Raw genomic sequence first — 25622 nt, forward strand, 5'->3', positions numbered from 1 at the left:
ACCGCGCGTCACGCTCCAGTCGTCGCGCGGCCGGCACACCGCCCGACCAGCAGGACATCAGAAGGGGGCACGGATGGCCGCCATCTCCCGCGAGGAGGTCGCGCACCTGGCGCGCCTGTCGCGGCTCGCCGTCACCGAGGAGGAGCTGGACACGTTCGCCGGCCAGCTCGACGTGATCCTCCAGGCGGTTGCCCAGGTCGGCGAGGTCGCCGCCGCGGACATTCCGCCGACCTCGCACTCGGTGCCGTTGACCAACATCTTCCGCGAGGACGTGGTCACGCCGTGTCTGACCCCGCAGGAGGCGCTGTCCGGCGCGCCCGACGCGGAGGACCAGCGGTTCCGCGTCCCGCGGATCCTGAGCGAGGACGTGGCCTCATGAGCGAGCGCGAGCGAGCGAATCGGCAGTGCAGCGCTGTGGTGCCTCATGGCGTCGCGGAGCGAAGCGGAGTGACGGCATGAGCGATCTGACGAGAATGACCGCGACGGAGATCGCCGCCCTGGTGGCCGGCGGGGAGACCTCCGCTGTCGAGGTGACCCAGGCGCACCTGGACCGGATCGCCGCGGTCGACGAGCGGGTGCACGCCTTCCTGCACGTCGACAGCGACGGCGCGCTCGCCGCGGCCCGTGCGGTGGACGAGCGCCGGGCCGCCGGCGAGGAGCTGGGCCCGCTCGCGGGTGTGCCGGTCGCGGTCAAGGACGTGCTCGCCACCCGGGGCGTGCCGACCACGGTGGGGTCGAAGATCCTGGAGGGCTGGCGTCCGCCGTACGACGCGACGATCGTGCAGCGGCTGCGTGAGGCCGGCACGGTGATGCTCGGCAAGACCAACATGGACGAGTTCGCGATGGGCTCCTCCACCGAATACTCGGCGTACGGCCCGACGCACAACCCGTGGGACCTGAGCCGGATCCCGGGTGGCTCGGGTGGTGGCAGCGCTGCCGCGCTGGCCGCGTACGAGGCGCCGCTGGCGATCGGCTCGGACACCGGTGGCTCGATCCGCCAGCCCGGCGCGGTCACCGGCACCGTGGGTGCGAAGCCCACCTACGGCGGCACCTCCCGGTACGGGCTTGTCGCCTTCTCCTCGTCGCTGGACACCCCCGGGCCGTGTGCCCGTACGGTGCTCGACGCGGCCCTGCTGCACCAGGTGATCGGTGGGCACGACCCGCGGGACTCCACCTCTATCCCGCAGCCGGTGCCGGACGTGGTGGCCGCGGCGAAGCTCGGCGCGACAGGCGACCTGACCGGGGTACGGCTCGGCATCGTGAGCGAGTTCGTCGGCGAGGGCGCGGAGCCGGGCGTGATGGCCGCGTTCCGCGAGTCGGTGGACGCGCTGACCAAGATGGGTGCCGAGGTCGTCGAGGTCTCCTGCCCGACGTTCGCGTACGCGCTGCCGGCGTACTACCTGATCGCCCCGAGCGAGTGCTCCTCCAACCTGGCCCGGTTCGACGGCGTCCGGTTCGGCCTGCGGGTCGGCGACGACGGCAACCGGTCGCTGGAGGAGGTCATGTCGTTGACCCGGGAGGCCGGCTTCGGCCCGGAGGTCAAGCGCCGCATCATGATCGGCACGTACGCGCTGTCGTCGGGTTACTACGACGCGTACTACGGGCAGGCGCAGAAGGTCCGGACGCTCATCACCCGGGACTTCACCGCCGCGTTCGAGCGGGTCGACGCGCTGATCTCGCCGACCACCCCGTTCACGGCCTTCCCGATCGGTGCCCGCACCGCCGACCCGTACCAGATGTACCTGGCCGACCTGTTCACCATTCCGACGAACCTGTACGGCGGGCCGGGCATCTCGGTGCCCTGTGGCCTGTCCGACGGGCTGCCCGTCGGCCTTCAGGTGATGGCCCCGACGCTGGCCGACGACCGGATGTACCGGGTCGCCGCCGCGCTGGAGTCCGCCGTCGGCACGTTCACCCCGCCGGCGCTCTGAGGGCGGGCGGGATGCTGACGCGGATCGAGATTGACGGGTTCAAGTCTTTCCGTGATTTCTCGTTGGACATCCCGCCCTTCCTTGTGATCATTGGACGGAATGCGGCAGGCAAGTCGAACTTGTTCGACGCCATTCAGTTCCTCGGTCGACTGGCCGGCGACCCGGTTCTTGAGGCCGCCCAGCACATGCGTGGCGACATCGTGGATCTGTTCCACAAGCACACCGACGGATCCTCGGTCGAGGTGATGTCGTTTGCCGTGGAAGTGCTGCTGGACAGATCGGTTACCGATGCGTTTGGTGACACGGCCGAAGTCAACCATTCGCGGCTTCGTTATGAGCTGACGCTTGAACTCAGGTCGACCGGCCACAGCGGCACGCAGCGGCCGTACGTCGTCCGTGAGGCGGTTCGGAGAATCCGGCGGGCGGACGATACCTGGGTCGCCCGGTTCGACGCCGAGCAGCGTAAGCGGTTGGCGGCCTACCGCACCGGTGCCGATCCGTTGGAGACGGAGCAGGATGAGCAGAACAGGCCCGTCTTCAGCATCAGGCAGCAGGGCAATCAGGGGCGTAAGCGTCGGCTTCCCGCGACGGCTGCCACCGCCACCGTCCTGTCCAGCCTGACCACGGCCACAGACTTCCCCCTGTTGTACGCGCTCAAGCGGGAGATGCAGTCGTGGCGTCTGCTGCACCTGGATCCCAGCGCGCTCCGTGCCCCTGATTCTTACGACGACCCCGACGGCCTCGCAGCCAACGGAGGCCACCTCGCCAACACGTTGCGGCGGTTGGCGGACGAGACCGGCAATGACGACAGGCCGGAGGGGGCGCTGAACGACCTCTCCGCTGACTTGGCCGCCGTCATTCCGGGTGTCATCCGGGTGCGCCTTGCTGAGGACGAGGCCCGCCGGCAGCGGCAGGTGGAGGTGCTGACTCGGGAGGAAGCACCGTTCTCGGCCAGGGTGGCCTCGGACGGAACACTGCGGGCGATCGCCCTCCTGGCGGCGCTGTACGACCCCAGGGGCGCCGGTCTTATTTGCTTCGAAGAGCCTGAGAACGGCATTTTTCCGCAACGGCTCGCGCAGTTCGTCAGGTATCTCCGGAATCTCGTCGATCGGGCCATCGACGCTAGAACCGAGGGCGCCGCTCTGACTCAGCTCATCCTGAGCAGTCACTCGCCGGCGATCCTGCGAGCGTTGGAGCCCGCCCACGCCCGGCTGCGAACGGACGCGGTCTTCATGGACGTCGTCAGTCGCGTGCAACGCGGCCAAGCCCGTAGTCGGGTCAGCCGGTGGCGAGCGATTGCAGGGGCGCAGCAGCTCACGATCGACGACGCGTTGGATGTCGGGAGTGTGGTGAGCCCGAGAGAAATCGCCGAGTTCGAGGTCATGGCGGAGTTGGACAACTGATGCGTTACCTGACCTCCGCGTTGGTCTCCGAGGGCGTCACCGATGACCAGTTTCTTCCCAGGTTGCTGGCCAGGGCGTTGACCGAGATCTGCTTGACCGAATTTGAGGACGCGGTCGAGGTCGCTGACGTTCAGCCGTTACGCGACCGAAGAGGCCCGTGCTCTATAGCTGACGTCATCGGGCTCGTTGAGCAGAATCCGGCAAGCTTCTCCCTGATCTTCTTTCATCACGATCAGGGCGCCAACGCTGAGCGGACTGATGCGGAGTGGCTGCGACCGCTGCGTGAGGTGTGGGGGGAGCGGGCGGAGCAACTGGTAACAGTGGTTCCGGTGCGCGAGACCGAGGCGTGGCTTCTCGCGGATGGTGACGCGCTGCGTGGTGCGCTCGGAGTCAGGTGGACTGATGCCGAGATGGGACTGCCTGCACAGCCGCGACTGGTGGAGCGAGTGGCAGATCCGAAGAGCGTGCTGAACGGCGTGATGCAGCGAGTGAGCCGCTCGACTACCGACCACTACGGCCAGCTTGGTGAGTTGGTCTCGCTGGCTCGTCTGCAGGCTGTGCCCGCGTACCAGCGGTGGTGGGCTGACACCCGCGACGCGCTGATCCGGCTGGGTTACCGCTCAGCCTGACCGAAGGTGGGGCCGGTGAGATAGCGGCGGGCCCGTTGGGTGGTGCGCCAGTGCTGGCAGAGCAGCGCCGCCCAGGCCACCGCCCCCAGTCCGGATGTCCATCGGGTGGACGTTCGATCGGTGCCAATTGCGAGTAGCACCTGCATCACCAGAGCCACACCGATGGCCCAGGGCAGCCACCGTCGGCGTATCTGCTGCTCCGCCTCCTTGCGGGCTAGCGCGTCGACCCGCGGGTCAGTGGTCCGCCCGTGACGCAGTGCCGCCTTCACCCGCCGCAGGCTGGTCGGGTCGGTGCCGCCCGACATGGACGGGTTTCTCGTCATCCACGCGTTCACCAGCAGTGCGATGGCGACGCCCACCGCCGCAGGTACGAGGAGAAGTAGCAGCCGGATCAGCAGGCCGCCAGCACCCCGCTCCCTGTCGGCGATCAGCAGCCCGACGACGAACGCGACCGGGACCGTGACCACCAACAGCACCACCGCGGCCTTGGTCAGCCGGCTTGAGCGCCGCCGGGCCTCCGCGATCAACCGGGCCCGCTGATCCTCCGTCAGATAGTCCCCCGTGTTCGTCATAGTCGATACCTACCCGGATCGCCGTCCCGGCACGCCGGGCGGGGGCCCGTCGCAGGGTGTTCTCGAAACCCGGGCGAAGCGCGGCCCGGCAACCCCATTAGGCTGGACGGGTTCTGTCCGGATCGCGCCTGGAGCGTCTCATGACCACGACACTGCCCGCGTACGACGAGGTCGTTGCGCGCTTCGAACCGGTGATCGGCCTGGAGACCCACGTCGAGCTGGGCACGAACACCAAGATGTTCTGCGGTTGCCCGACCGACTTCGGTGGCGAGCCGAACACCCGGGTCTGCCCGGTGTGCCTGGGTCTGCCCGGTTCGCTGCCGGTGGCCAACAAGGCGGCCATCGAGGCGATCATCCGGATCGGCCTGGCGCTGAACTGCTCGATCGCGCAGTGGTGCCGGTTCGCCCGAAAGAACTACTTCTACCCGGACATGCCGAAGAACTTCCAGATCAGCCAGTACGACGAGCCGATCTGCGTCGACGGTTACCTGGACGTCGAGGTGGGCGGCGAGACGGTACGGATCGAGATCGAGCGGGTGCACCTTGAGGAGGACACCGGCAAGACGCTGCACGTCGGCGGTGCCACCGGCCGCATCCACGGCGCGACCGAGTCACTCGTCGACTACAACCGGGCCGGCATCCCGCTGGTCGAGATCGTCACCAAGCCGATCACGGGCACCGGTGCGCTCGCCCCCGACGTGGCCAAGGCGTACGTCGCCGAGCTGCGCGACGTGATCCGCACCCTCGGCGTCTCCGACGTGCGGATGGAGGAGGGTTCGCTGCGCTGCGACGTGAACACCTCGCTCAACCGGCCGGGCGCGGAGTGGGGCACCCGTACCGAGACCAAGAACGTCAACTCGCTGCGGTCGGTGGAGCGGGCGGTCCGCTCGGAGATGCTGCGCCAGGCGTCGGTGCTCGACGCGGGTGGCCGGATCACCCAGGAGACGCGCCACTTCCACGAGGACACCGGTGACACCACCCCGGGTCGCTCGAAGGAGACGGCCACCGACTACCGGTACTTCCCCGAGCCGGATCTGGTGCCGATCGCCCCGGATCCGGCCTGGGTCGCCGAGTTGAAGGCCGCCCTGCCGGAGCTGCCCCGGGTGCACCGGCGTCGGCTCCAGGAGCAGTGGGGTCTGTCGGACCTGGACATGCAGTCGGTGCTGAACGCCGGCGCGGTCGAGCTGATCGAGGCCACCGTGGCGGCGGGCACGACCCCGGCCGCGGCCCGCAAGTGGTGGCTGGGTGAGCTGTCCCGCCGGGCCAACGAGAGTGGCGTGGAGCTGGCCGAGATCGGTGCCACCCCCGCCCAGGTCGCCGAGCTTCAGGGGCTTGTCGACGCCGGCAAGCTCAACGACAAGATGGCCCGCACGGTGTTGGAGGGCGTGGTCGACGGCGAGGGTTCGCCCACCGAGATCATGACCAGCCGGGGCCTGGAGGTCGTGTCGGACACCGGCGCGCTGACCGCCGCCGTGGACGAGGCGATCGCCGCGAACCCCGGCATCGCCGACAAGATCCGCAGTGGCAAGGTCGCGGCGGTCGGCGCGCTGGTCGGCGCGGTCATGAAGACCACCCGTGGCCAGGCCGACGCGAAGACCCTGCGGGAGCTGATCCTGGAGCGCCTCGGCGTCCAGGGCTGACCGGCACACCAACCCCGCACCCCTCGCGAGGGCGTCAACGGCGACGCCCGAATGGAGCCACCGTGACCCAGCACGACCTCGATGTCCTCGACGAGATCCAGCGGCGGGTGCTCTGGCTCGCCACCCGGATCGTGGACGCCGCCAACCACGACCGGGCGACCGGCGACGGTGTGAAGGTCGGTGGTCACCAGGCGTCCAGCGCCTCCCTGGTCACGGCCATGACCGCGCTCTGGTTCGCGCACCTGGACGCCGAGGACCGGGTCGCCGTGAAGCCGCACGCGTCCCCGGTGTTCCACGCCATCCAGTACCTGCTGGGCAACCTGGACCGCTCCTACCTGCCCCGGCTGCGCGCCCGTGGCGGCCTCCAGTCGTACCCGTCGCGCACCAAGGACCCGGACGCTGTGGACTTCTCCACCGGTTCGGTCGGGCTGGGCGCGGCGGCGCCACTCTTCGCCGCCGCCACCCGGCGCTACGTCGACGCGCACTTCGGTGCCCGCCCGCACTCCCGGTTCGTGGCGTTGATCGGCGACGCCGAGCTGGACGAGGGCAACATCTGGGAGGCCGTCGCCGACCCGGCGACCACCGGGCTGGGTAACGTCATGTGGCTTGTCGACTTCAACCGCCAGTCGCTGGACCGGGTGGTTCCCGGCGTCCGGATCAACCAGTGGCGGGGTCAGTTCGAGGCGGCCGGCTGGCACGTCGTGGAGGTCAAGTACGGCCGTCGGCTCGCCGAGGCGTACGCCCGGCCGGGTGGCGGGGCGCTGCGCGACTGGATCGACGCGATGCCCAACGAGCAGTACCAGTCGCTGTTCGGGTTGACCGGCCCGCTGCTGCGCAAGCAGTTCCTCGACGGCGCGCCGGCCGGTATCGACGAGTTGATCGCCGGGGTCGACGACGAGGAACTGGGCCCGCTCGTCACCGACCTGGGCGGGCACGACCTTCAGGCGATGCTCGACGCGTACGCCCAGTGCGACGCGGTCACCGACCGGCCCAGCGTCGTCTTCGCGTACACCGTGAAGGGTTGGGGTCTGCCCATCGCCGGCAACCCGCGCAACCATTCCGCGTTGCTCAGCACCGAGCAGGTCGACACGCTGCGCGCCGCGCACGGGTTGACCCCGGAGACCGAGTGGGACCGCCTGGACCCGGCGTCACCGGCCGGGATCCGGGCCGGCGCCCGCCGGGAGGCGCTGTCCCGCGCGCCCCGCCAGCGCGCGCTGGGGGTCACCGTCCCGGAAAGCACTGGAGTACGCGCAACCAAGCCGATCTCCACGCAGGAGGTCTTCGGTCGGGTGCTCGTGGACCTGGCGCGGGACCGGGAGGTGGGCCGCTACCTGGTCACCACCGCCCCGGACGTGGCCACCTCCACCAATCTCGCCGGGTTCATCAACAAGACCGGGGTGTTCGCCCCCACCGAGCAGCGTTCCTGGACCGAGGACCGGATGCTGCGCTGGACCGAGAGCCCCGCTGGGCAGCACATCGAACTGGGCATCTCGGAGATGAACCTGTTCCTGCTGCTCGGCCAGCTCGGGCTGTCCTGGGACCTGTCCGGGCAGCCGCTGCTGCCGGTGGGCACGGTCTACGACCCGTTCGTGCTGCGCGGCCTCGACGCGTTCCTGTACGGCACCTACTCCGGCTCACGGTTCGTGGTGGCCGGCACCCCGTCCGGCATCACCCTGGCCCCGGAGGGTGGCGCCCACCAGTCCACCATCACCGCGTCGGTCGGCCTGGAGCTGCCCGGGGTGACGTTCGTCGAGCCGGCGTACGGCGCCAGCCTGGACTGGCTGCTCTGCGACGCGCTCGGTCAGATCGCCGGTGGGTCGACCCCGGCGGCAACCGCCGCACCCGCCGAGGACGGCGCGTACTACTTCCGGTTGAGCACCCGGCCGCTGGACCAGGCGCCGTTCGAGGCGGCCCGGGCCCGGCTCGGCGACGCGGTGCTGCGCCGGCAGGTCGTCGCCGGGGCGTACCGGCTGGTCGACGCGCACCAGGCGTACCCGCACCTGGCCGACGCCCCGGTGGTGCAACTGGCCGCCTCCGGCGCGGTGCTGCCCGAGGTGCTGGCCGCCGCCGCGGAGCTGGCCGACGAGGGCATCGCCGCACACGTGGTCGACGTGACGAGTCTCGACCGGCTCTACCGGGCCTGGCAGCGCACCCTGCGGCAGGGCGTACGGACGGCCACCGTGCCCAGTGTGCCGGGCGCGCTGCGGTCCGCGTTCGCCGACCGGGTGCCGGTGGTGACCGTGCACGACGCCGCGTCGCACGCGATGGCCTGGCTCGGATCGGCGGTCGGCGCGCCGGCGGTGCCGCTCGGCGTGGACGAGTTCGGCCAGTCCGGCACCGTCGCCGAGCTGTACGAGCTGCACGACCTGCTGCCCGGCAGCATCGTCAACGCGGCCCTGGCGGCCATCGCCCTGCGCTGACCGCGACGGGGAGCGGTATCACACTGAGTGAGTCGCACAGGAAGGAATCCGTTCACCACTCGCTGTGATCGCCCCGGTCACTCACACCACGCCGCCTCCCGCCTTTGCTCTGCTGCCGCCGATGCACCACCCGGTCTGAACAGCGCGAACTGACCGTTGCTCTGTCTCGTGATGCCGTGAGGGGCGCACCGACAGTGACTGGTGCAGATTTGGCTGCAGAGCAAAGGGGAAAAGCAGGGGTGGTGGGGGTTCGTTCCTGGTTACTTTCTGTCGCACGTGAGGGGCGGCGGTCGCCCTCCGACGCCGCGCCAGCCGCCAGCCGCCAGCCGCCAGCCGCCAGCCGCCAGCCGCCAGCCGCCAGCCGCCAGCCGTCAGCCGTCAGCCCGTCGGGCTGACGGTGGGCGAGGGGGACACGCCGGTGGGGTTCTCCACCAGGTGCCGTTCCAGATTGACCTGGGCCTGCCCGGTGCCGCCCACGGTGATGCTGTCGTACGCCTGGAGCATCTTCTGCTGGTCGAAGTAGAGCACGCTCATCGACAGCGGGGTCGGCTTCTCACCCTCCAGGCCGCGCAGCCCGGCGCCGCCGGTGGACCCCTCCACCATCAGCGTGGTGGGCTGCTGCCCGGGGGCCTGCGGCAGCTTGGAGACCTGCTGGGCGTGGGTGTGCCCGGCCAGCACCAGTGGGCAGGTGCCGGAGAGCGGCCCGGCCGACGCCGGGTCGTGCACCAGCGCGATGTTGACCGGTCGGGGTGACTGGCGCACGGTGGTCGCGAGTTGGTCGCCGACGCCGATCACCTGGTCGGCCACCTGCTGGGTCAGGCCACTGCCGGCGGGTGAGGTGTTCTTGTCCGGGGTGAAGCGGGGGTCGCCGATGCCGGCGATGGTCAGCCCGGCGACTGTCGTCGTCGAGTTGTTCAGGACTATCGCGTTGGGTTGACGGGCCACCGCGGCGGCGGTCTTGCCGGAGTCGTGGTTACCCCGGATGAAGACGTACGGCTTCTTCAGCAGGCCGATCGACCCGACGAAGGACGCCTCCGGCTCGCTGCCCCAGTCGGTGATGTCGCCGGTGTCGATCACCGCGTCGATGCCGAACTGCTCCACCACCGTCCGGATCAGTTGCCAGCCGGTCGGGTTGAGGTGCATGTCGGAGACGTGCAGCACCCGCGTGGTGCCCGGGGTCGGCTCCAGCAGCGGAAGCGCCGAGACGGTGGTGTAGAGCTGGCTGACGTTGCCGACCAGGCGTTGCAACTGCTCGGCGTACTTCGTGTAGTCGTTGGCGATCCGGCGGGCGTCGCCGACGATGGCTGGTGCGTTGACCAGCAGACCCTCGTAGCGTGGCTCCTCGATCGCCTGGGGCCGTACGGTGGCCGCCGCCGTGCCGAGGCTCCCGGCGGTGACCAGCAGCGCGAGCCCACCCGCCCAGGCGGTCCGGCGGACGTTGCGGAAGATCAGCCCGGCCAGGACCAGGGTGACCAGCACCGACGCGCCGAGGGCTCGCAGGCCGAGACGCATCACACCGGAGCGGACGTCCTCCACGGCGCTCTGGCTGGCCCGGCTGATGCTGGCCGGGTCGTCGATCAGCGCCTCGGTGCGTCCCTGGTCAAGGGCGCCCAGCCGCACGGTGAGGTGGGTCGGCCCGTCGTGGCTGTCGAGCAGCAGTGCGCCGAGTGGCGGTATGTCGACGGTGGTGCCGCCGTCGCGGGCGGGGGAGATGCTGAGGTTGGCCCGGAACGGCCCGATGTCGGTGTCCACCTGACCGCCGGCCAGCACCCCGAGCACCGCCCCGGCGAGGGCGACGGCGAGGACGGCGACCACCAGAGCGATGCGGCGCAGCGGGCCGGCGGGGCCGACAAGTGAGCGTCTCGGGCGTGGCGGATCGCCGTCGGTCACCGGGACGTCCCGGTCACCGGCGTCGTCGTGCTGCTCGTCGCGCTGCCCGTCCATGCTGAAATTCTGACCTGCCCGTTGGAAGATCTTGGTAAACCTGAACGGATGGTGACGAATATCAGCTGCGGCCGCCGTCGCCACCCGCGAGGACCACCCGCAGGAGGCGGTCGTCGTCGCCGGCAGGATCGCCGCGTCCGTCATGGTTGGAGGTGCTCACCCAGAGTGAGCCGTCCGGTGCCGCGGCCACCGCGCGCAGTCGGCCGTACCGGTTGGTGAGCAATTCGCTGGGCTGACCGAGCAGCGTGCCGGTGTCGGTCAGCTCCATCACCCAGAGGCGCTTGCCGCGCAGGCAGCCGGTGACCAGCAGCCGGTCCGTGGCGGCCAGGCCCGAGCAGGACGCGTCCGAGGTCGCCCACTGCGTGATCGGGTCGGTGAACCGCCGGTCGCCGGCCCGCCCCTCGACCTCCGGCCAACCGTAGTTACCGCCCTTGGTGATCTGGTTGATCTCGTCCCAGGTGTTCTGACCGAACTCGACGGCGTACATCCGCTTGGCGGCGTCCCAGGTGAAGCCCTGGACGTTGCGGTGGCCCTGGGACCAGACCGGCGAACCGGGGTACGGGTTGCCCGGCGCGGGCTTGCCGTCCCGGGTGATGCGGAGGATCTTGCCGCCGAGGCTCTTCACGTCCTGGGAGAGGGGACGCTGGCCGGCGTCACCCGTGCTGACGTAGAGCTGCCCGTCCGGGCCGAAGCCCAACCCGCCGCCGTTGTGCACATTGGCCTTGGGGATGCCGGTGAGGATCGGGGTGGGCTGCCCGCCGAGTTGCAGGCGGGCCACCCGGTTGTCCTGCTCGGCCGTGTAGTAGACGAAGAGCGTCCGGTCTCGCGCGTAGTCGGGGGAGACGGCGATGCCGAGCAGGCCGCCCTCGCCGGCCGCCGCCACGTCGGCGATCGTCTGCACCGGGCGGACCCGCAGCCCGTCCGGCCCGGACTCGGGCCCGACCTGGAGGATCCGGCCGTTGTCCCGTTCGGTGACAAGCGCCGCGCCGTTCGGCAGGAAGGCGATGGCCCACGGCACCCGCAGACCCTTCGCGAGAACCGTCGCCACCGCCTGCTGGCCGGCGCCGCCGGGGCTCGCCGACGCGGACGGGGTGGGCAGGTTGGGCGGTTCGCCGGCCGGGTCGGGCTCCGGTTCGCCGAAGCTGCAACCCGCCGTGAACAGCAGGGCCGCGCAGGATGCGGCGAGGGCCACCCGGAGGCTACGGACGCGAGGGTACGAGGGACGGGCTCTCACCCGGCCCAGGGTAGCCGGCCGGACGGCCCGGTCGGGCCCGTCGGATCCGACAGGTGCCGGCGACCCGGGCCGGTACACCGCTCACTTTGCCCGTACGGCCAGCAGCGCGGTGTCGTCCTCACGGTGGCGGATCGAGGCGAGCAGCAGGTCACACAGTTTGTCGAGGGGCAGCGTGTCGGTGTCGGTCAGCCGGACCACCAGCTCGGCCAACCCCTCGTCGATGGATCGATCCCGCCGCTCGATCAGCCCGTCGGTGTACAGCAGCAGGGTGTCGCCGGTGGCCAGGCTTGTCGACCGGCTGGTCCGCGGGGACGGCCGGGCCAGGCCGAGCAGTGGCTCCGGTGTCGCCTCCAGGACCTCGACCGCCCCACCGACCCGGACCACCAGGGCCGGCGGGTGCCCGGCGTTGGACCAGGTCACCTGGTGGGCGTCGGCGTGCTGCGGACAGATCCGGACAAGCGTCGCGGTGGCGGCGATCGGCAGTCGCAGGCCGCGGATCGCGCCGTCGAGGTTGTTCATCAGCGCCCCGACCGTGTCCGGCCGGCCGAAGGCGTTGCCGCGCACCAGGTTGCGCAACTGGCCCATGGTCGCCGCCGCCTCGATGTCGTGCCCGGCCACGTCCCCGATCGCCGCGATCAGGTCGCCGTCGGGCTGGATGAAGGCGTCGTACCAGTCACCGCCCACCTGCACCCGGTCGGCCGCCGGCTGGTAGCGGGCCGCCAGCTCCAACTCCGCCACCACCGGCAGCCGCGGCAACATGCTGTGTTGCAGCACCTCGGCGACGTGTCGCTGCTCGCCGTACATCGAGCTGTTGCCGACGGCCTGGCCGGCCCGGCGGCCGATCTCCACAGCGGTGAGCAGGTCGCGGTCGTCGAACTGCTGCCGCTTGGGGTCGTTGACCAGGGTGATCGCGCCCAGCACGGTGCCGCCGACGCCCCGCACCGGCACGCTCAGGTAGGACGCGATGCCCAGGCGGGCGGCGATCGACGACATCTCCGGGTCGGTGGTGCCCCTCGCCACGTCGGCCAGGGACGCGACGCCGCCGAGCCGGGGCTGGCCGGTGCGCAGCACCGTCCGGATGATCGAGTCCGGGCCCAGCCCGGTACGCAGCAACTCACCGAAGCGGTCGATGTCGGCCGCCCGGGCCGGATCGCGGTGCACCGAGACCACCTCGCGGGGCAGCCCGGTCGGGCCGATCAGGGTGAGCAGGCACCAGTCGGCGAGCAGCGGCACCATGGCGGCGGCGAGCCGGCGCAGCGCGGTGCCCACGTCCAGCGTGCCGGCGAGAGTCTCGCTCACCCCGGCCAGCAGCTCCAGCCGCTCGTTGGCCTGCACGACCCGCCGCCGCGCCTCCTGCGCGCCGTCCAGCGCGATGCGCAGCCGCAGCTCCGACGAGCAGGCGGCGGCCAGGTCGGCGAGTGTCCGCAGTTGCGCGGCGGTCCACGCGCGGGGCTTGCTGTCGATGGCGCAGAGCGAACCGAGCACCCGCCCGGAGAGGTCCGTCAGCGGCATCCCGGCGTACGCGACCACGCCGAGGTCGTCGATGGCCAGATTGTCCCGAACCCGGGGGTAGAGCCGGGCGTCGGGCAGCACCATCGGCACCTCCACGTCCACCACGTGCTGGCAGAAGGAGTGGCTCAACGGGGTCTGCCGGCGCTCCGACCAGGGCTCCGGCAACCCGAACGCGCCCGGAAAGAACTGCCGGTCGGCGGAGACCAGGGAAACCAGCGCGACAGGTACGTCCAGCAGGTCGCTGACCAGCCGGGCGAACCGGTCGAACGCCTCGTCCGGGGTGGCGTCGAGCCCGGTGTCGGCGAGCGCGCGCAGCCGCGCCGGGTCGCCGAGCGCCGCCGGTACGACGATCGAACGCCGGGGGGTGGCGGAGGAGCCGTCGGTCATCGAGCACCTGTCTGCTGGGACGGAGGCCGACCGGCCCGCCGACAGTTCGTTATACCTCGTCCAGGCCCGGGTCGAACATCGGTGTGCTGAGTCTCGCCCGCCCCGGCCCCACGCGCCATCCCCCGGGACGCCCGTTCGCGCCCGCGCCCGCGCCCGCCGCGGCGACGGGGACTATCGTCGGCTGACGTGAAGGTATGGATCCCGAACCAGGCCGGCCTCAACCTGATGGGCGAGCTGCCCCCGGACGTGACGGTGGAGGTCCTGGAGCACGCCGACCGACTGCCCTCGTCGGTGGCCGACGTCCGCGTGTGGGTGCCACCGTTCCTGACCGGCGGCGACGCGACGGCGCTGCTGGGTGAGCTGCCCGACCTGGCCGTGGTGCAGTTGCTCTCCGCCGGGGCGGACGCCTGGGCCGGCCGTACGCCGCCGGGCGTCACCCTCTGCGACGCGCGGGGCGTGCACGACCCGTCCACCGCCGAGTGGGTGGTCACCGCGATCCTCGCCCAGCTGCGGGCGTTCCCGGCGTTCGTCCGGGCCCAGGCCGAGCGGCGCTGGGCGTACCAGGGCAACGCCCCGACCGGCGAGCTTTCCGGCAAGCGGGTGCTCATCATCGGGGCCGGTTCGATCGGCACCGCGGTGCGCGACCGGCTCGCCCCCTTCGAGGTGAGCTTCACCCTGGTCGCCAGGACGGCCCGCCCGGAGCAGGGGGTGCACGCCGTCGAGGAACTGCCCCGGCTGCTGCCCGAGGCGGACGTCGTGGTGGTGCTGGTGCCGCTCACCGACCAGACGCGTGGCCTGATCGACAAGGACTTCCTGGCCGCCATGCCGGACGGGGCACTGCTGGTCAACGCCGCCCGCGGGCCGGTGGCGCACACCGAGGCACTCGTGGCCGCGCTGGGCACCGGCCGGATCTCGGCCGCGCTGGACGTCACCGACCCGGAGCCGCTGCCCGCCGACTCGCCGCTCTGGGCGATGCCGAACGTGCTGCTCACCCCGCACGTGGCCGGGTCGGTGCGCGGCCTGCTGCCGCGGGCGTACCGGCTGGTCGGTGATCAGGTTCGCCGGTTCGCCGCCGGGCAGCCGCTGATCAACGCGGTCGTCGACGGCTACTGACACCCGCCCCGGGTGCCTCAGCCGGGGTGGGGGAGCGTCTGGCCGGTGGCCGAGACCAGCCGGGGCAGGTCCACGCTGCGGACGGCCGGGAGGGTGATCTGCTGGCCGTCGTCGAGCCGGGCGACCGCTCGCCCGCGCTGGTCGGCGGTCAACTCGAGGACCCGGTCCCAGTCGATGCGGCGTTGCCCGAACAACGCCCGTACGCGCAGCTCACGTGCGTCGGCATCGGTGCCGGCCCGCCAGGCCCACACCCCGACCGCGAGCGGGACCAAGAGCACCGACAGCAGGTAGGCCCGGGCGTTGGCCAGCGGCAGGGCACCGATGAAGGCGATGACCGCGGCGACCAGGATGGCTTGGTTGTACCGGAAGCGGACCGTGTCGGGCTTACTCACCCTCCGATGATCCCATTCCCGGCCGATCCGGCTGGCGGCGGGCGGTGCCGAGGGTGCGGAACGTCGTAGAGTGACACAGGTCGTTGTCACCTCTGGGTGACCGACACGTAACCAATTCGGCCACCGATCGTTCTCATTTGTTGGGCAGCGGACCAGCGATTTCCGTTGCCCCTGCACCGTCGTACCGCCCCGTGCCCCCTCACGAAGGCGACCGCCGTGCTCCTCGCGTACCCGTTCCGCGTCCTCGTCCTCCGCCGCTCGGCACCGGAAACCGCCACGTCCACGGCGGTGGCGCTGCTTCTCGCCGCCGGTGCTCTCGGCCTGGTCCCGACCCCGGTGGTGATCGCGTTGGCGGCCGGCGCCGGTGCCACGCTCGCCGGGGTGCGGCTCTCCCGGCTGGCCACCCGGCACCGCATCGACAGATCACCACGTGCCGCAGGCGTGCTGCTCGACGCGGCGGTGGTGACGGCTGGTCTCACCGCCGTCGCACTGCCCCTGGTCGGCGGCGGGCACACAGTTGCCGTGCTGGTCGGGGCCCTGGTCGTGGCGGCCCTGGCCGGGGCCGGGCTGTGCCAGCTCCCCGGCCGGACGCGGCAGCCCACCGGGCTCCGGCTGCGGTGGCTTGTCGAGTCGGCCGGCCCGGCCCTCGGGTCGGCCCTCGCCGGCTGGCTCCTCCTGCCTCACGACGGCCTGCCGGTTCCGGCCCGGCTGGTGGCCGCGTTGGCGCTCGGCGGGCTGGGCATGGCCGCGCTCAACGCGTTCGCCGGGCCGCGGCGACACGCGGCGACGGCGGTCTGCCGGGGCGGGGTCCTGCTCACCCTGGGCGGGTTGGTGCTGCTGGCCACGCTGCCGTCCGCACCGACCGGGCGGGTGGCCCTGCTTGCCGTACCCCCGTTGGTGTTCGGAATGCTGCTCGTCGCGGTCGGTGCGGCCGACGCGGCGGGCACCGGCGACAGCGGGCCGCCGGAGCCGATCGCCTCGGCCTGGCCCCGGTCGGTGCTCCCCGCCGCGGTGCTGCTGCTGGCGACGGGCCTGCACCTGGGCTCCGGTCACGCGCCGGACCGGACGAGCGTGTTGCTGGCCCTCGCGGCGGTGCCGCCGCTGGTGCTGCGCGAGTTGCTGCGTGCGGGCGACGCACCCACCTCGCCACGACGCGCCGCACATCGTCGACCCGCCGGCAGCCGCGTGCGGCACCGCCACGCGGCCCAGCCACAGTGGCTGGGTGACCTCTCGCCCGCGCAGCACCGGCCCGACCGCGCCGACGCAGTGGGCGGCGGCCCGTTCACCGCGAGCGCTCCCGGCTCGACCTGGTCGCCGGAGGACGACGGCGGCTGGTCGGCGCTGACCCGGCGGCCCGCTCCGGCGGGAGGGGGTTCGCCGGGCGACCGGGCGGCCCTGCTGGACGCCCTCGCCGCGATCGGCGACGTGCCGGCGCCGTCCGGTGCCCTGCTGTTGGTGGACCTGCACGGCACCGACGGGGCCGGTCCGACCGCTCGGGAGGACGTGCTGGCCGAGGCGGTGCACCGGGTCCGTGCCGTCATCGCTCCCGACGACCTGGTCACCGGGTGCACGGCTGCCGGCTTCGCCGTGGTCACCCCCGCTGGTCCAATGCTGGCGTACGCGCTGGGCACCCGGCTGCTGGCCGCGCTCGCCCCGCCCTTCGAGGTGGCCGGTGCGGTCGTGCGGGTGCAGACCAGTATCGGGCTGGCCGAGGTGAGCGGTGACCGCCCGGCGGACGTGCTCCGACAGGCCGAGCTGGCCCGGCGACGGGCCGTGCAACTGGGCCGGGACCGGGTCGAGTGGTACGACGCGTTCCTGGAGGAGCAGTTGGTGCGGCGGCTCGACCTGGAACGCGAGCTGCCCGGTGCGGTGGCCCGTGGCGAGTTGGATCTCGTCTACCAGCCGGTGGTCGACCTGGCTGACGGGCAACCGGTGGGCGCCGAGGCGCTGCTGCGCTGGCGGAGCCCGGTCCTCGGCACGGTGCTTCCGGCCGAGCTGCTGCCGGTCGCCGAGGATCTGGACCTGGTCGGTGAGTTGGAGTGGTGGGTGTTGGACCGGGCCTGCCGGCAGTTGTCCGACTGGTCGGTGGGCGTCCGGGAGCTGTGGATGGCGGTCAACGTCACGACCCGGGAGCTGACGACGCCCGACTTCGTGCAGCGGACCGCGGCCGTGTTGGCCGCGTACGGGGTGCCGCCGGAGCGGCTGGTGGTGGAGGTGAGTGAGCCGCGGGTGGCCGGTGACCTGCCGACCGTGGTGGCCCGGCTGGCCGGGCTGCGGTCGCTGGGCGTCCGCACCGCGTTGGACGACTTCCGGGCCGAGCACGCCTCGCTGGCGCAACTTCGCCGCCTGCCGATCGACCTGCTCAAGGTGGGACCGGAGTTGGTGGGCGCGCGGCCCGATGGGCAGCCACCGCTGATCGACGTGGTGGTCAACGTCGGTGAGCGGCTGGGCGTGGAGATCGTCGCCGAGGAGTTGGAGTCGTCGACCCAGGTCGAGGGGGCGCGCCGGGGCGGTTGCCGGTACGGGCAGGGGTTCGCGTTGGCCCGCCCGGCGACGGCCGAGCGGGTGGAGGCGTACTTCGAGGAGTTTCCCTCCGCGTCCCGCTGAACCGGTTCATCTCCCGCGCGGTCCAGCGGTGCTCCCGCGCGGTGTGAGGCGGGCTGTCTCGTCCTGTACCCGGCCGGCCGGCTGGCCGGCGACGACGGCGAGCAGTTGCCGGGCGGCGTGCGCGCCGTACGCCGGGATGTCCCGGCCCAGCGCGGTCAGCGGTGGATGCACCAGCCGGCACAGCGGCGAGTCGTCCCAGGCCACGATGGACAGATCGGTGGGAACACCGAGGCCCATCTCCTGGGCGACGGAGAGCCCGGCGATGGCCATCACGTCGTTGTCGTAGATGACCGCGGTGGGCCGTTGGGCAGAGCTGAGCAGCCGGCGGGTGGCCCGCCCACCCTCCTCGCCGCTGTAGTCGGACCAGACGGTCACCGCGTCGACCAGGCCGAGCCGCTGACAGACCGCCGTGAACGCGTCGGTGCGGATCTCGGTGTGCCGCAGGTCGGGCAGGCCGGCGACCCGGGCGATGCGCCGGTGCCCGAGCGCGGCCAGGTATTCCACCGTCTCGGTCAACGCGGCCGCGTCGTCGGACCAGACGCTGGCCAGCGCGCCGGTGCCGCCGGGTCCGCCGATCACCACCGCGGGCAGTTGGAGCTGTTCGAGTGCGGGGATGCGACGGTCGTCGGTGCGCAGGTCGCAGACGAGCACCCCGTCCACCCGCCGCTCGCCCCACCAGCGCCGGTAGACCGCGATCTCGGCGTCCTGGTCGGCCACCACCTGGAGGGTCAGCGCGTACGAGCGGGCGGACAGTTCGGCCTCGACGCCACTGATCAGCGCCATGAAGAACGGCTCGACGCCGAGGATCCGGGCCGGTCGGCACAGGGCCAGGCCGACCGCACCGGCGGTGGCCGCGGAGAGGGCGCGGGCGGCGCTGCTCGGGCTGAACCCGATCTCCGTGGCGATGGCCAGGATGCGCTGCCGGGTGGCCTCGGAGACCCCGGGCTGCCCGTTCAGCGCGTACGACACGGCGCCCTTGGACACCCCGGCGCGTTGGGCGACGTCGGCGATTGTCGGCCGCTTCACCGACATGCTCCTTGGGTCGCTGGCCGTTGACAGGCCGGATCGTGCACCATACGGTGGCTCAGCTTATCCGGTTCAGTCCACGTCTTTCGATGCAGAAGGTGCGGTGAAACCGTGAGCCGAGAGGCACTCTACGACGGTTGGACCCTGCGGGCGGCACCCGGAGCGCAGGTGCCCGCCGACATCGCCGGACGGGCCGTGCCGGCGACCGTGCCCGGTTGCGTGCACACCGACCTGCTCGACGCCGGGCTGATCGACGACCCCTACCGGGACGACAACGAGCTGGCCCTGGCCTGGATCGGGCGCACCGACTGGCACTACCGGACGGGCTTCCGGCGCCCGGCCGGCGACCACGACCGCGTCGACCTGGTCTGCGCCGGCCTGGACACCGTCGCCACGCTCACCGTCAACGGTGAAACGGTCGGCCGGACCGAGAACATGCACCGTGGCTACCGGTTCGACGTCGGGTCGCTGCTGCGCGACGGCGACAACGACCTGGTCGTCACGTTCGACTCCGCGTACCGCTACGCCGAGGCGCAGCGGGAGCGGCTCGGCGACCGGCCCAACGCCTACCCGGAGCCGTTCCAGTTCATCCGCAAGATGGCCTGCAACTTCGGCTGGGACTGGGGGCCGACCCTGGTCACCGCCGGCATCTGGCAGGAGATCAGCCTGCACGCCTGGTCCACCGCCCGACTGGCCGCGGTCCGTCCACTTGTCACGGTGGACGGCCGGGACGGCCGCGTCGAACTGCACGTCGAGGTCGAGCGGGTCGCGGACGTCCCGCTGACCGTCCGGGCGACAGTCGCCGGCGCCCGCGCCGACGTGGTCGTCCCGGCCGGGCAGCGCACGGCCGTGCTGACCCTCACCGTCCGCGAGCCCGCGCTCTGGTGGCCCCGGGGGTACGGCGAACAGGTGCTTCACCCGATCGAGGTGACCCTGCACGCCCCGTCCGGCGAAACGCTCGACACCTGGTCACACCGGATCGGCTTCCGCTCGGTGCGAGTGGACACCACGCCCGACGAGCACGGCACCCCGTTCGCTCTGTCGGTCAACGACGTCCCGGTCTTCGTCCGCGGGGTCAACTGGATCCCGGACGACACGTTCCCCACCCGGATCACCCGGGACCGGCTCGCCGAGCGGTTCGACCAGGCCGCCGGGGCCAACGTCAACCTGCTGCGCGTCTGGGGCGGCGGCCGGTACGAGTCGGCGGACTTCTACGACCTCGCCGACGAGCGCGGCCTGCTCGTCCAGCAGGACTTCCTCTTCGCCTGCGCCGCGTACCCGGAGGAGGAGCCGTTCGCCAGCGAGGTGGCCGCCGAGGCCGCCGAGCAGGTGACCCGCCTGACGCCGCACCCGTCGCTGGTGCTGTGGACCGGCAACAACGAGAACATCTGGGGCTGGCACGACTGGGACTGGCAGCCGGCGCTGGCCGGGCGCACCTGGGGGCGCGGCTACTACCTCGACGTGCTGCCCCGGACCGTCGCCGAGCTGGACCCGACCCGCCCGTACTGGCCGGGCAGCCCCTGGTCGGGCACCGAGACGATCCACCCCAACGACCCGGCCCACGGCACCACCCACATCTGGGACGTGTGGAACACCGACGACTACACCAAATACCGCGAGTACGTGCCGCGCTTCGTCGCCGAGTTCGGCTACCAGGCCCCACCCGCGTACGCGACCCTGCGCCGGGCACTCAGCGACGAACCTCTCGCGCACGACTCACCCGGCATGGCACACCACCAGAAGGCGGCCAACGGCGACGCGAAACTCCAGCGAGGGCTGGACGCGCACCTGCCCCCACCGGCCGACTTCGACGACTGGCACTACCTGACGCAGCTCAACCAGGCCCGAGCCATCCAACTCGGGGTGGAACACTTCCGCTCCCACCGGGGCATCTGCGCGGGCACCATCGTCTGGCAGCTCAACGACTGCTGGCCGGTCACCTCCTGGTCCGCCGTCGACGGCGACGGCCGTCGCAAACCCCTGTGGTACGCGCTGCGCCACGCGTACGCCGATCGGCTCCTCACCGTGCAGCCCCGCGACGGCGGTCTGGCCCTCGTCGCGGTCAACGACGGCGGCACGACCTGGCAGGCGTCGGCCTCGGTGACCCGGCTGACCCTCGCGGGTGAACCCCGGGCGAAGACGACGGTCGACCTGGACGTCCCGGCGTACTCCTCGGTGGTGCTGGCGCTGCCGGCGGACCTGGCGCGGCCGGAGCAGGCCCGGCGGGAGCTGCTGGTCGCGGAGGCCGGTGGCACCGCGGAGCGCGCCCTGTGGTTCTTCGCCGAGGACCGGGAGGTGGAATGGCCGTCGGCGGTCTGGGAGGCGACTGTCGAGCCGGTCGAGGGTGGGCAGCGAGTCCGCGTCACGGCGGGCACGGTGCTGCGCGACCTGACGCTCTTCCCGGACCGGCTGGACGCGTCGGCCACTGTGGACACGGCGCTGGTCACCCTGTTGCCGGGTGAGTCTGTCACCTTCACCGTGCGGGCCGACGCTGTGTTGGACGCGGCGGCCCTCACCACCCGCCCGGTGCTGCGCTGCGTCAACGACATCCACTGATGCCCCAAGATCACGCTCACGCGCTCCACCCGGCCGGCTAAGTTGAAGACTTCTTCAAGTGCTAAAGTCTTCGTATTGATCCGGAGGGATGCCCATGTCGGTGCCGCTGTACCAGGCGAAGGCGGAGCTTTTCCGCACCCTCGGCCATCCGGTGCGCATCCGGGTCCTGGAGCTGCTCCAGGACGGCCCGAAGCCAGTCCGTGACCTGCTCGCCGCGATCGAGGTCGAGGCGTCGAACCTCTCCCAGCAGCTTGCCGTGCTGCGCCGTGCGGGGATGGTCACCTCACACCGTGACGGCCCCCTCGTCATGTACGCGCTCAGCACCCCCGACGTGGCCGACCTGCTGGCCGCCGGTCGACGGATCCTCGGCGCGGTCCTGACCGACCGGGACGCCCTCCTCGACGAGCTGCGCGCCACGAGCGGCGCTCGGTGACCGCCGCCATACTGGCGGCCCGCGAGCGGACCCTCGGACTTCTGCCGGGCCGGGCCGACTGGGCAGCGGTGCGCCGCTCACCGCGCCGCGACCTGCTGGCCGGGCTCACCGTGGCGGTGGTGGCGCTGCCACTGGCGCTGGCGTTCGGCGTCACCTCAGGACTGGGCGCCCAGGCTGGGCTGGTCACCGCCGTGATCGCCGGCGCGGTGGCTGCGGTCTTCGGCGGCTCCAACCTCCAGGTCTCCGGGCCGACCGGGGCAATGACCGTGGTGCTGGTGCCGGTGGTGCAGCAGTTCGGCGTCACCGGAGTGCTCATGGTCGGGGCGATGGCCGGAGTGGTGCTGATCGTGCTCGCTGTGGCCCGCCTGGGCCGGTACGTCCGCTACCTGCCCACCCCGGTGCTGGAGGGCTTCACCGCTGGCATCGCCGTGGTCATCGCACTGCAACAGGTGCCGAACGCGCTAGGCGTCACCAACGCGCAGGGCGAGAAGGTCTGGGCCGTTGCTGCCGACGCGGTCGCCCGGTTCGTCGTACACCCGAAGCCGGCCGCGCTGGCGGTGGCCGTCGCCGTCGCAGTGCTGATGCTGGCGGGTGCCCGGTGGCGGCCCGGCCTGCCGTTCTCGCTGCTCGGCGTGCTCGCCGCGACCGTCCTCGCCGAGCTTGTCCCGGTCGACCTGGTCCGGATCGGCGCTCTGCCGCACGGCCTACCCGTGCCCTCCCTCGACTTCCTCGACCTCGGCGCGATCGCCGTGCTGCTGCCCAGCGCGCTCGCCGTCGCCGCGCTCGCCGCCCTGGAGAGCCTCCTCTCCGCCACCGTCGCCGACGGCATGACCATCGGCGAACGGCACGACCCCGACCGGGAACTCTTCGGCCAGGGGCTGGCCAACCTCGCTGCCCCGCTCTTCGGTGGCATTCCGGCCACCGCCGCCATCGCCCGTACCGCCGTGAACGTCCGCGCCGGTGCGGCCTCGAAGCTGGCTGCTCTCACCCACGCCATTGCCCTCGCGGCGATCGTGCTGGCCGCCGCGCCGCTGGTCGGACGGATCCCGCTCGCCGCCCTGGCCGGCGTGCTGCTGGCCACCACCATCCGGATGGTGGAGGCTGGTTCGCTGTGGGCGCTCGCCCGCGCCACCCGAGGTGACGCGGTCGTGCTGGTGCTCACCTTCGCCGTAACGGTGATCTGGGACCTGGTCATCGCCGTGGCGGTCGGCGTCGGCGTCGCCGTGGTGCTCGCCCTGCGCGCGGTCGCCCGCAGCGCCCGGCTGGAACAGGTGCCCCTCGACCCCGGAGAGCACAGCGCCGAGGAGTACGCGCTACTCACCGAGCACATCGTCGCGTACCGCCTGGACGGGCCGCTCTTCTTCGCCGCTGCCCACACCTTCCTGCTCGAACTCTCCGAGGTCGCCGACGTGCGCGTCGTCATCCTTCGGATGTCCCGGGTAACCACAATGGACGCCACCGGCGCGCACGTCCTCGGTGACGCGATCCGGCGGCTACGCGGACGCGGGATCACCGTCCTGCTCTCCGGCATCACCGCCGCCCACGAGCAGGTGCTGACCACACTCGGAGTGGCCGACGACCTGCGCCGCGAAGGGTTGGTATTCCCCGACACCCCGGCCGCGATCCGCTACGCCCGGGGGGCCGCGCTCCCCGCGACAGCCGACCCGGGCGAGCGGCGGGTCTGAAGGAGGAGTCTCCTGCAGACCCGCCGCTCGTCGACGCATCGCCGGTCCGGCGCGGGCTGCGGTTCGCCGCCCCGAGCACCGGCACCCGGCGCGGCGCGTCGGCTCGGAGCGCTCACCTGGCAGCGTGTCCTCGCCGACTGCGTCGACCCGGCCCACGGCGACGCGGGTGGGCCGCGGCTACCAACCAGCCGACCCGTCCTGGCTGGGTGAACCCATCGACTGGCGGCCCTGCCCGGACTGCCGAACGCGCAACCGGCCGCGTGCCTGCGACTGCCGGCTCGGCGGCCGTCTCGCCGACTCGGACTGCCCGCACTGCGATCACCGGCCGTCCCCTTGCCATGGTGGGGTGCACAGGCCGACCCCCTTTGCTCTGCACCCCTATAGGCGCCGGTCGCGGACAGTAGCCGTCGCATCCGCGGGTGCAGAGCAAAGGACAACAGACCATCCCTCGCACCCCGGCCGCCCCGACGACATCAGCAGAGGCACCCAGTGCCCTGACAACACGGTGTTTGCCAGGAAGTAGTTCCCTCCTGGCGCCCACGGCCCGATACCTCCATGTCAACGGCCCGTGTCATGACCACCATGGCTCTGTCGTGGAGATGCGTATCGGCGTCGGCGAACCGTCCCGGCGTCAGGTGTCGACCACGGAAAGTAGTTGCGGAACGGGGGATGATGTCCGCTCTGTCAAGGTGTGGCAGGGTATCGATGCCGATCACCCTGACGTTTTCCTTACCTCCAGTGACGTAGCCTTCCGGTTGCTCATCTGATCGTGATCGATTTCTGGAGGTTGCAACGTGCGGATCAACGGACGGCTGCTCGTGCCGATCTCGTTGGCGGTGGTGATGGCGACCGCCGCCTGTGGTCTGGCGTCAGGGCCGGCGTCCGGGGGCGCCGAAACCGGGCGCGCAGGCTGGAGTGACCCGCGCCCCAGCGATACGCCGAAATCCAGCCCGACTCCGAGGATCCCGACCGACGCGGAGATTCCCACCAGGGCCGCCGGCACCTTCACCACCGCCTCCGGCACCGGTCGCGTGATCGGCAAGGGCAAGAAACGGGTGCGTTACAGCGTCTCGGTGGAGAAGGGGATCGCCTGGGGTGACATCCCCGCCTGGAAGCCGACCCAGTTTGCCGAGAGCATCGAGCAGGTGTTGGCGGCGCCCAACGGGTGGGCCAGTTCCGCGCAGCACCCGGTCACGAACGAGGCGGTGAACCTGAGCCGTGCGTCGTGGTCCTTCCAGCGGGTCAGCACGTCACGCATCGACGTGGATGTCCGCCTCGCCACGCCGAGGACGGTGGACCGGCTGTGCGGTGCGAGCGGCGTGGACACCGAGGGGGTCTACTCCTGTAAGTACGGCAAGACCATCATGATCAATCTGCGGCGTTGGCTTCAGGGCTCGCCGGGATATCCGGTCAGCATCGAGGAGTACCACGCCGGCGTCATCAACCACGAGTTCGGCCATTTCCTCGGCTTCGCGCACATGGAGTGCGGCGGGCCCGGCGAGCCCGGCCCGGTCATGATGACCCAGACGATCGACCTGGGCGGGTGCGTGCCCAACGTCAGCCCGTTCGCCAAGAACGGCCAGTTCATCAGCGGTCCGTGGGCACCCTCCTGAGTCGGCGACCCCCACCCTGCCTCGGTCTTGGCCTCACTCGGTGTGGGCGACAATGATGAGAAGGTCGAACCCGGCCAAGTGAGGATCTCAGGTATGGGCAGCCAATCGGATGCAGGATCCGCCGCAGGTGTCGCCCGGCTCACCGATCAACTTCGGCGTTTCGCCGAGGAGCGCGAGTGGCAGCAGTTCCACACGCCAAAGAATCTGGCGATGGCGCTCTCCGGTGAGGTGGGCGAACTGCTGGCAGAGCTGCAATGGCTCACGCCGGAGCAGGCTGCCCAGGTGATGACGGACCCGCAGGCGGGCGCACGGGTGCGCGCCGAGATCGGCGACGTCATGATCTATCTCGTCCGGCTCGCCGACATCCTCGATATCGACCTGGTGGAAGCGGCGAGCGACAAACTGGCGGACTCAGCCCGGCGCTACCCGGTGGAAAGCGCCAGGGGCTCCGCGGCGAAGGCGCCGCGGTCGTAGCCGTTGGTTGATCTTCCCGTTAAAGTCGTGGCAGTAAGGCGGTCCGACGGG

The 25622-nt window shown here is 71.6% G+C and carries 19 protein-coding genes; 13 read left to right on the forward strand and 6 right to left on the reverse strand.

The window, feature by feature from the left end; genetic code table 11:
* Positions 1-73 precede the first annotated feature (73 nt).
* From gatC to ACGFIW_RS00480, 4 genes are all read left to right on the forward strand, one after another.
* Complete coding sequence (gene gatC, locus ACGFIW_RS00465) at positions 74-379, forward strand: Asp-tRNA(Asn)/Glu-tRNA(Gln) amidotransferase subunit GatC (protein ID WP_053659512.1); 306 nt, start codon at positions 74-76, stop codon at positions 377-379.
* 76 nt (positions 380-455) lie between these two features.
* Complete coding sequence (gene gatA, locus ACGFIW_RS00470; RefSeq protein WP_393310121.1) at positions 456-1931, forward strand: Asp-tRNA(Asn)/Glu-tRNA(Gln) amidotransferase subunit GatA; 1476 nt, start codon at positions 456-458, stop codon at positions 1929-1931.
* 11 nt (positions 1932-1942) lie between these two features.
* Complete coding sequence (locus tag ACGFIW_RS00475) at positions 1943-3334, forward strand: AAA family ATPase (protein ID WP_393310123.1); 1392 nt, start codon at positions 1943-1945, stop codon at positions 3332-3334.
* Positions 3334-3963 (forward strand): DUF4276 family protein, encoded by a 630-nt coding sequence (locus ACGFIW_RS00480; RefSeq protein WP_393310125.1) that lies wholly within the window; start codon positions 3334-3336, stop codon positions 3961-3963. The genes ACGFIW_RS00475 and ACGFIW_RS00480 overlap by 1 nt, the downstream gene beginning before the upstream one ends.
* Here the strand turns inward: ACGFIW_RS00480 and ACGFIW_RS00485 are convergent.
* A complete protein-coding gene (locus tag ACGFIW_RS00485; protein WP_393310127.1) occupies positions 3948-4535 on the reverse strand; it encodes a hypothetical protein in 588 nt (195 codons plus the stop codon). The genes ACGFIW_RS00480 and ACGFIW_RS00485 overlap by 16 nt on opposite strands.
* A gap of 140 nt (positions 4536-4675) precedes the next feature.
* On the opposite strand from ACGFIW_RS00485, the gene gatB reads away from it, so the two are divergent.
* The gene (gene gatB / locus ACGFIW_RS00490; RefSeq protein WP_393310129.1) at positions 4676-6175 is read left to right on the forward strand and encodes an Asp-tRNA(Asn)/Glu-tRNA(Gln) amidotransferase subunit GatB; all 1500 of its coding nucleotides are present in this window, start codon (positions 4676-4678) and stop codon (positions 6173-6175) included.
* 62 nt (positions 6176-6237) lie between these two features.
* A complete protein-coding gene (locus ACGFIW_RS00495; protein ID WP_393310131.1) occupies positions 6238-8595 on the forward strand; it encodes a pyruvate dehydrogenase in 2358 nt (785 codons plus the stop codon).
* A gap of 378 nt (positions 8596-8973) precedes the next feature.
* On the opposite strand, the gene ACGFIW_RS00500 is transcribed toward ACGFIW_RS00495, so the two are convergent.
* The 3 genes from ACGFIW_RS00500 to ACGFIW_RS00510 form a co-directional block, all read right to left on the reverse strand.
* Entirely contained in the window at positions 8974-10539 is a 1566-nt protein-coding gene (locus ACGFIW_RS00500) for a metallophosphoesterase (protein WP_393310133.1), read from the reverse strand.
* Between the two features lie 61 nt (positions 10540-10600).
* Entirely contained in the window at positions 10601-11773 is a 1173-nt protein-coding gene (locus ACGFIW_RS00505; RefSeq protein ID WP_393310135.1) for a PQQ-dependent sugar dehydrogenase, read from the reverse strand.
* Positions 11774-11854: 81 nt separating this feature from the next.
* Positions 11855-13672: a SpoIIE family protein phosphatase gene (locus ACGFIW_RS00510; protein WP_393310137.1), complete on the reverse strand. Its 1818-nt coding sequence runs from the start codon at positions 13670-13672 to the stop codon at positions 11855-11857.
* 186 nt (positions 13673-13858) lie between these two features.
* On the opposite strand from ACGFIW_RS00510, the gene ACGFIW_RS00515 reads away from it, so the two are divergent.
* Positions 13859-14785, forward strand: a complete 927-nt coding sequence (locus tag ACGFIW_RS00515) for a 2-hydroxyacid dehydrogenase (RefSeq protein WP_393310139.1) — start codon at positions 13859-13861, stop codon at positions 14783-14785.
* A 17-nt stretch (positions 14786-14802) separates the two neighbouring features.
* On the opposite strand, the gene ACGFIW_RS00520 is transcribed toward ACGFIW_RS00515, so the two are convergent.
* Positions 14803-15177, reverse strand: coding sequence for a PH domain-containing protein (locus ACGFIW_RS00520; protein ID WP_393310141.1), 375 nt, complete (start codon positions 15175-15177; stop codon positions 14803-14805).
* A gap of 216 nt (positions 15178-15393) precedes the next feature.
* Between ACGFIW_RS00520 and ACGFIW_RS00525 the strand changes: the two genes are divergently transcribed.
* On the forward strand, positions 15394-17784 hold the full coding sequence (locus ACGFIW_RS00525) for an EAL domain-containing protein (protein WP_393310143.1): 2391 nt from the start codon (positions 15394-15396) through the stop codon (positions 17782-17784).
* 6 nt (positions 17785-17790) lie between these two features.
* On the opposite strand, the gene ACGFIW_RS00530 is transcribed toward ACGFIW_RS00525, so the two are convergent.
* Positions 17791-18816, reverse strand: a complete 1026-nt coding sequence (locus tag ACGFIW_RS00530) for a LacI family DNA-binding transcriptional regulator (protein ID WP_393310145.1) — start codon at positions 18814-18816, stop codon at positions 17791-17793.
* Positions 18817-18921: 105 nt separating this feature from the next.
* Here ACGFIW_RS00530 and ACGFIW_RS00535 point away from each other — a divergent pair, with 105 nt between their 5' ends.
* The 5 genes from ACGFIW_RS00535 (at position 18922) to ACGFIW_RS00555 (ending at position 25571) form a co-directional block, all read left to right on the forward strand.
* On the forward strand, positions 18922-21366 hold the full coding sequence (locus ACGFIW_RS00535) for a glycoside hydrolase family 2 protein (RefSeq protein WP_393310147.1): 2445 nt from the start codon (positions 18922-18924) through the stop codon (positions 21364-21366).
* Between the two features lie 94 nt (positions 21367-21460).
* Complete coding sequence (locus ACGFIW_RS00540) at positions 21461-21799, forward strand: metalloregulator ArsR/SmtB family transcription factor (protein WP_357553879.1); 339 nt, start codon at positions 21461-21463, stop codon at positions 21797-21799.
* Positions 21796-23484, forward strand: a complete 1689-nt coding sequence (locus tag ACGFIW_RS00545; protein ID WP_393310149.1) for a SulP family inorganic anion transporter — start codon at positions 21796-21798, stop codon at positions 23482-23484. The genes ACGFIW_RS00540 and ACGFIW_RS00545 overlap by 4 nt, the downstream gene beginning before the upstream one ends.
* A 794-nt stretch (positions 23485-24278) precedes the next feature.
* Positions 24279-25097, forward strand: coding sequence for a DUF3152 domain-containing protein (locus ACGFIW_RS00550; RefSeq protein WP_393310151.1), 819 nt, complete (start codon positions 24279-24281; stop codon positions 25095-25097).
* 93 nt (positions 25098-25190) lie between these two features.
* Complete coding sequence (locus tag ACGFIW_RS00555; RefSeq protein ID WP_393310153.1) at positions 25191-25571, forward strand: nucleotide pyrophosphohydrolase; 381 nt, start codon at positions 25191-25193, stop codon at positions 25569-25571.
* Positions 25572-25622: the final 51 nt, after the last annotated feature.

The organism is Micromonospora sp. NPDC048935 (genome assembly GCF_043197875.1).
Taxonomy (GTDB): domain Bacteria; phylum Actinomycetota; class Actinomycetes; order Mycobacteriales; family Micromonosporaceae; genus Micromonospora.

What these genes read in the sequence shown, in the direction of transcription:
- gatA (WP_393310121.1), top strand. Translation starts at nt 456, where the DNA reads ATGAGCGATCTGACGAGAATGACCGCGACGGAGATCGCCGCCCTGGTG.
- ACGFIW_RS00485 (WP_393310127.1), bottom strand. Translation starts at nt 4,535, where the DNA reads ATGACGAACACGGGGGACTATCTGACGGAGGATCAGCGGGCCCGGTTG.
- ACGFIW_RS00530 (WP_393310145.1), bottom strand. Translation starts at nt 18,816, where the DNA reads ATGTCGGTGAAGCGGCCGACAATCGCCGACGTCGCCCAACGCGCCGGG.
- ACGFIW_RS00510 (WP_393310137.1), bottom strand. Translation starts at nt 13,672, where the DNA reads ATGACCGACGGCTCCTCCGCCACCCCCCGGCGTTCGATCGTCGTACCG.
- ACGFIW_RS00475 (WP_393310123.1), top strand. Translation starts at nt 1,943, where the DNA reads ATGCTGACGCGGATCGAGATTGACGGGTTCAAGTCTTTCCGTGATTTC.
- ACGFIW_RS00555 (WP_393310153.1), top strand. Translation starts at nt 25,191, where the DNA reads ATGGGCAGCCAATCGGATGCAGGATCCGCCGCAGGTGTCGCCCGGCTC.
- ACGFIW_RS00540 (WP_357553879.1), top strand. Translation starts at nt 21,461, where the DNA reads ATGTCGGTGCCGCTGTACCAGGCGAAGGCGGAGCTTTTCCGCACCCTC.
- ACGFIW_RS00480 (WP_393310125.1), top strand. Translation starts at nt 3,334, where the DNA reads ATGCGTTACCTGACCTCCGCGTTGGTCTCCGAGGGCGTCACCGATGAC.
- gatC (WP_053659512.1), top strand. Translation starts at nt 74, where the DNA reads ATGGCCGCCATCTCCCGCGAGGAGGTCGCGCACCTGGCGCGCCTGTCG.
- ACGFIW_RS00500 (WP_393310133.1), bottom strand. Translation starts at nt 10,539, where the DNA reads ATGGACGGGCAGCGCGACGAGCAGCACGACGACGCCGGTGACCGGGAC.
- gatB (WP_393310129.1), top strand. Translation starts at nt 4,676, where the DNA reads ATGACCACGACACTGCCCGCGTACGACGAGGTCGTTGCGCGCTTCGAA.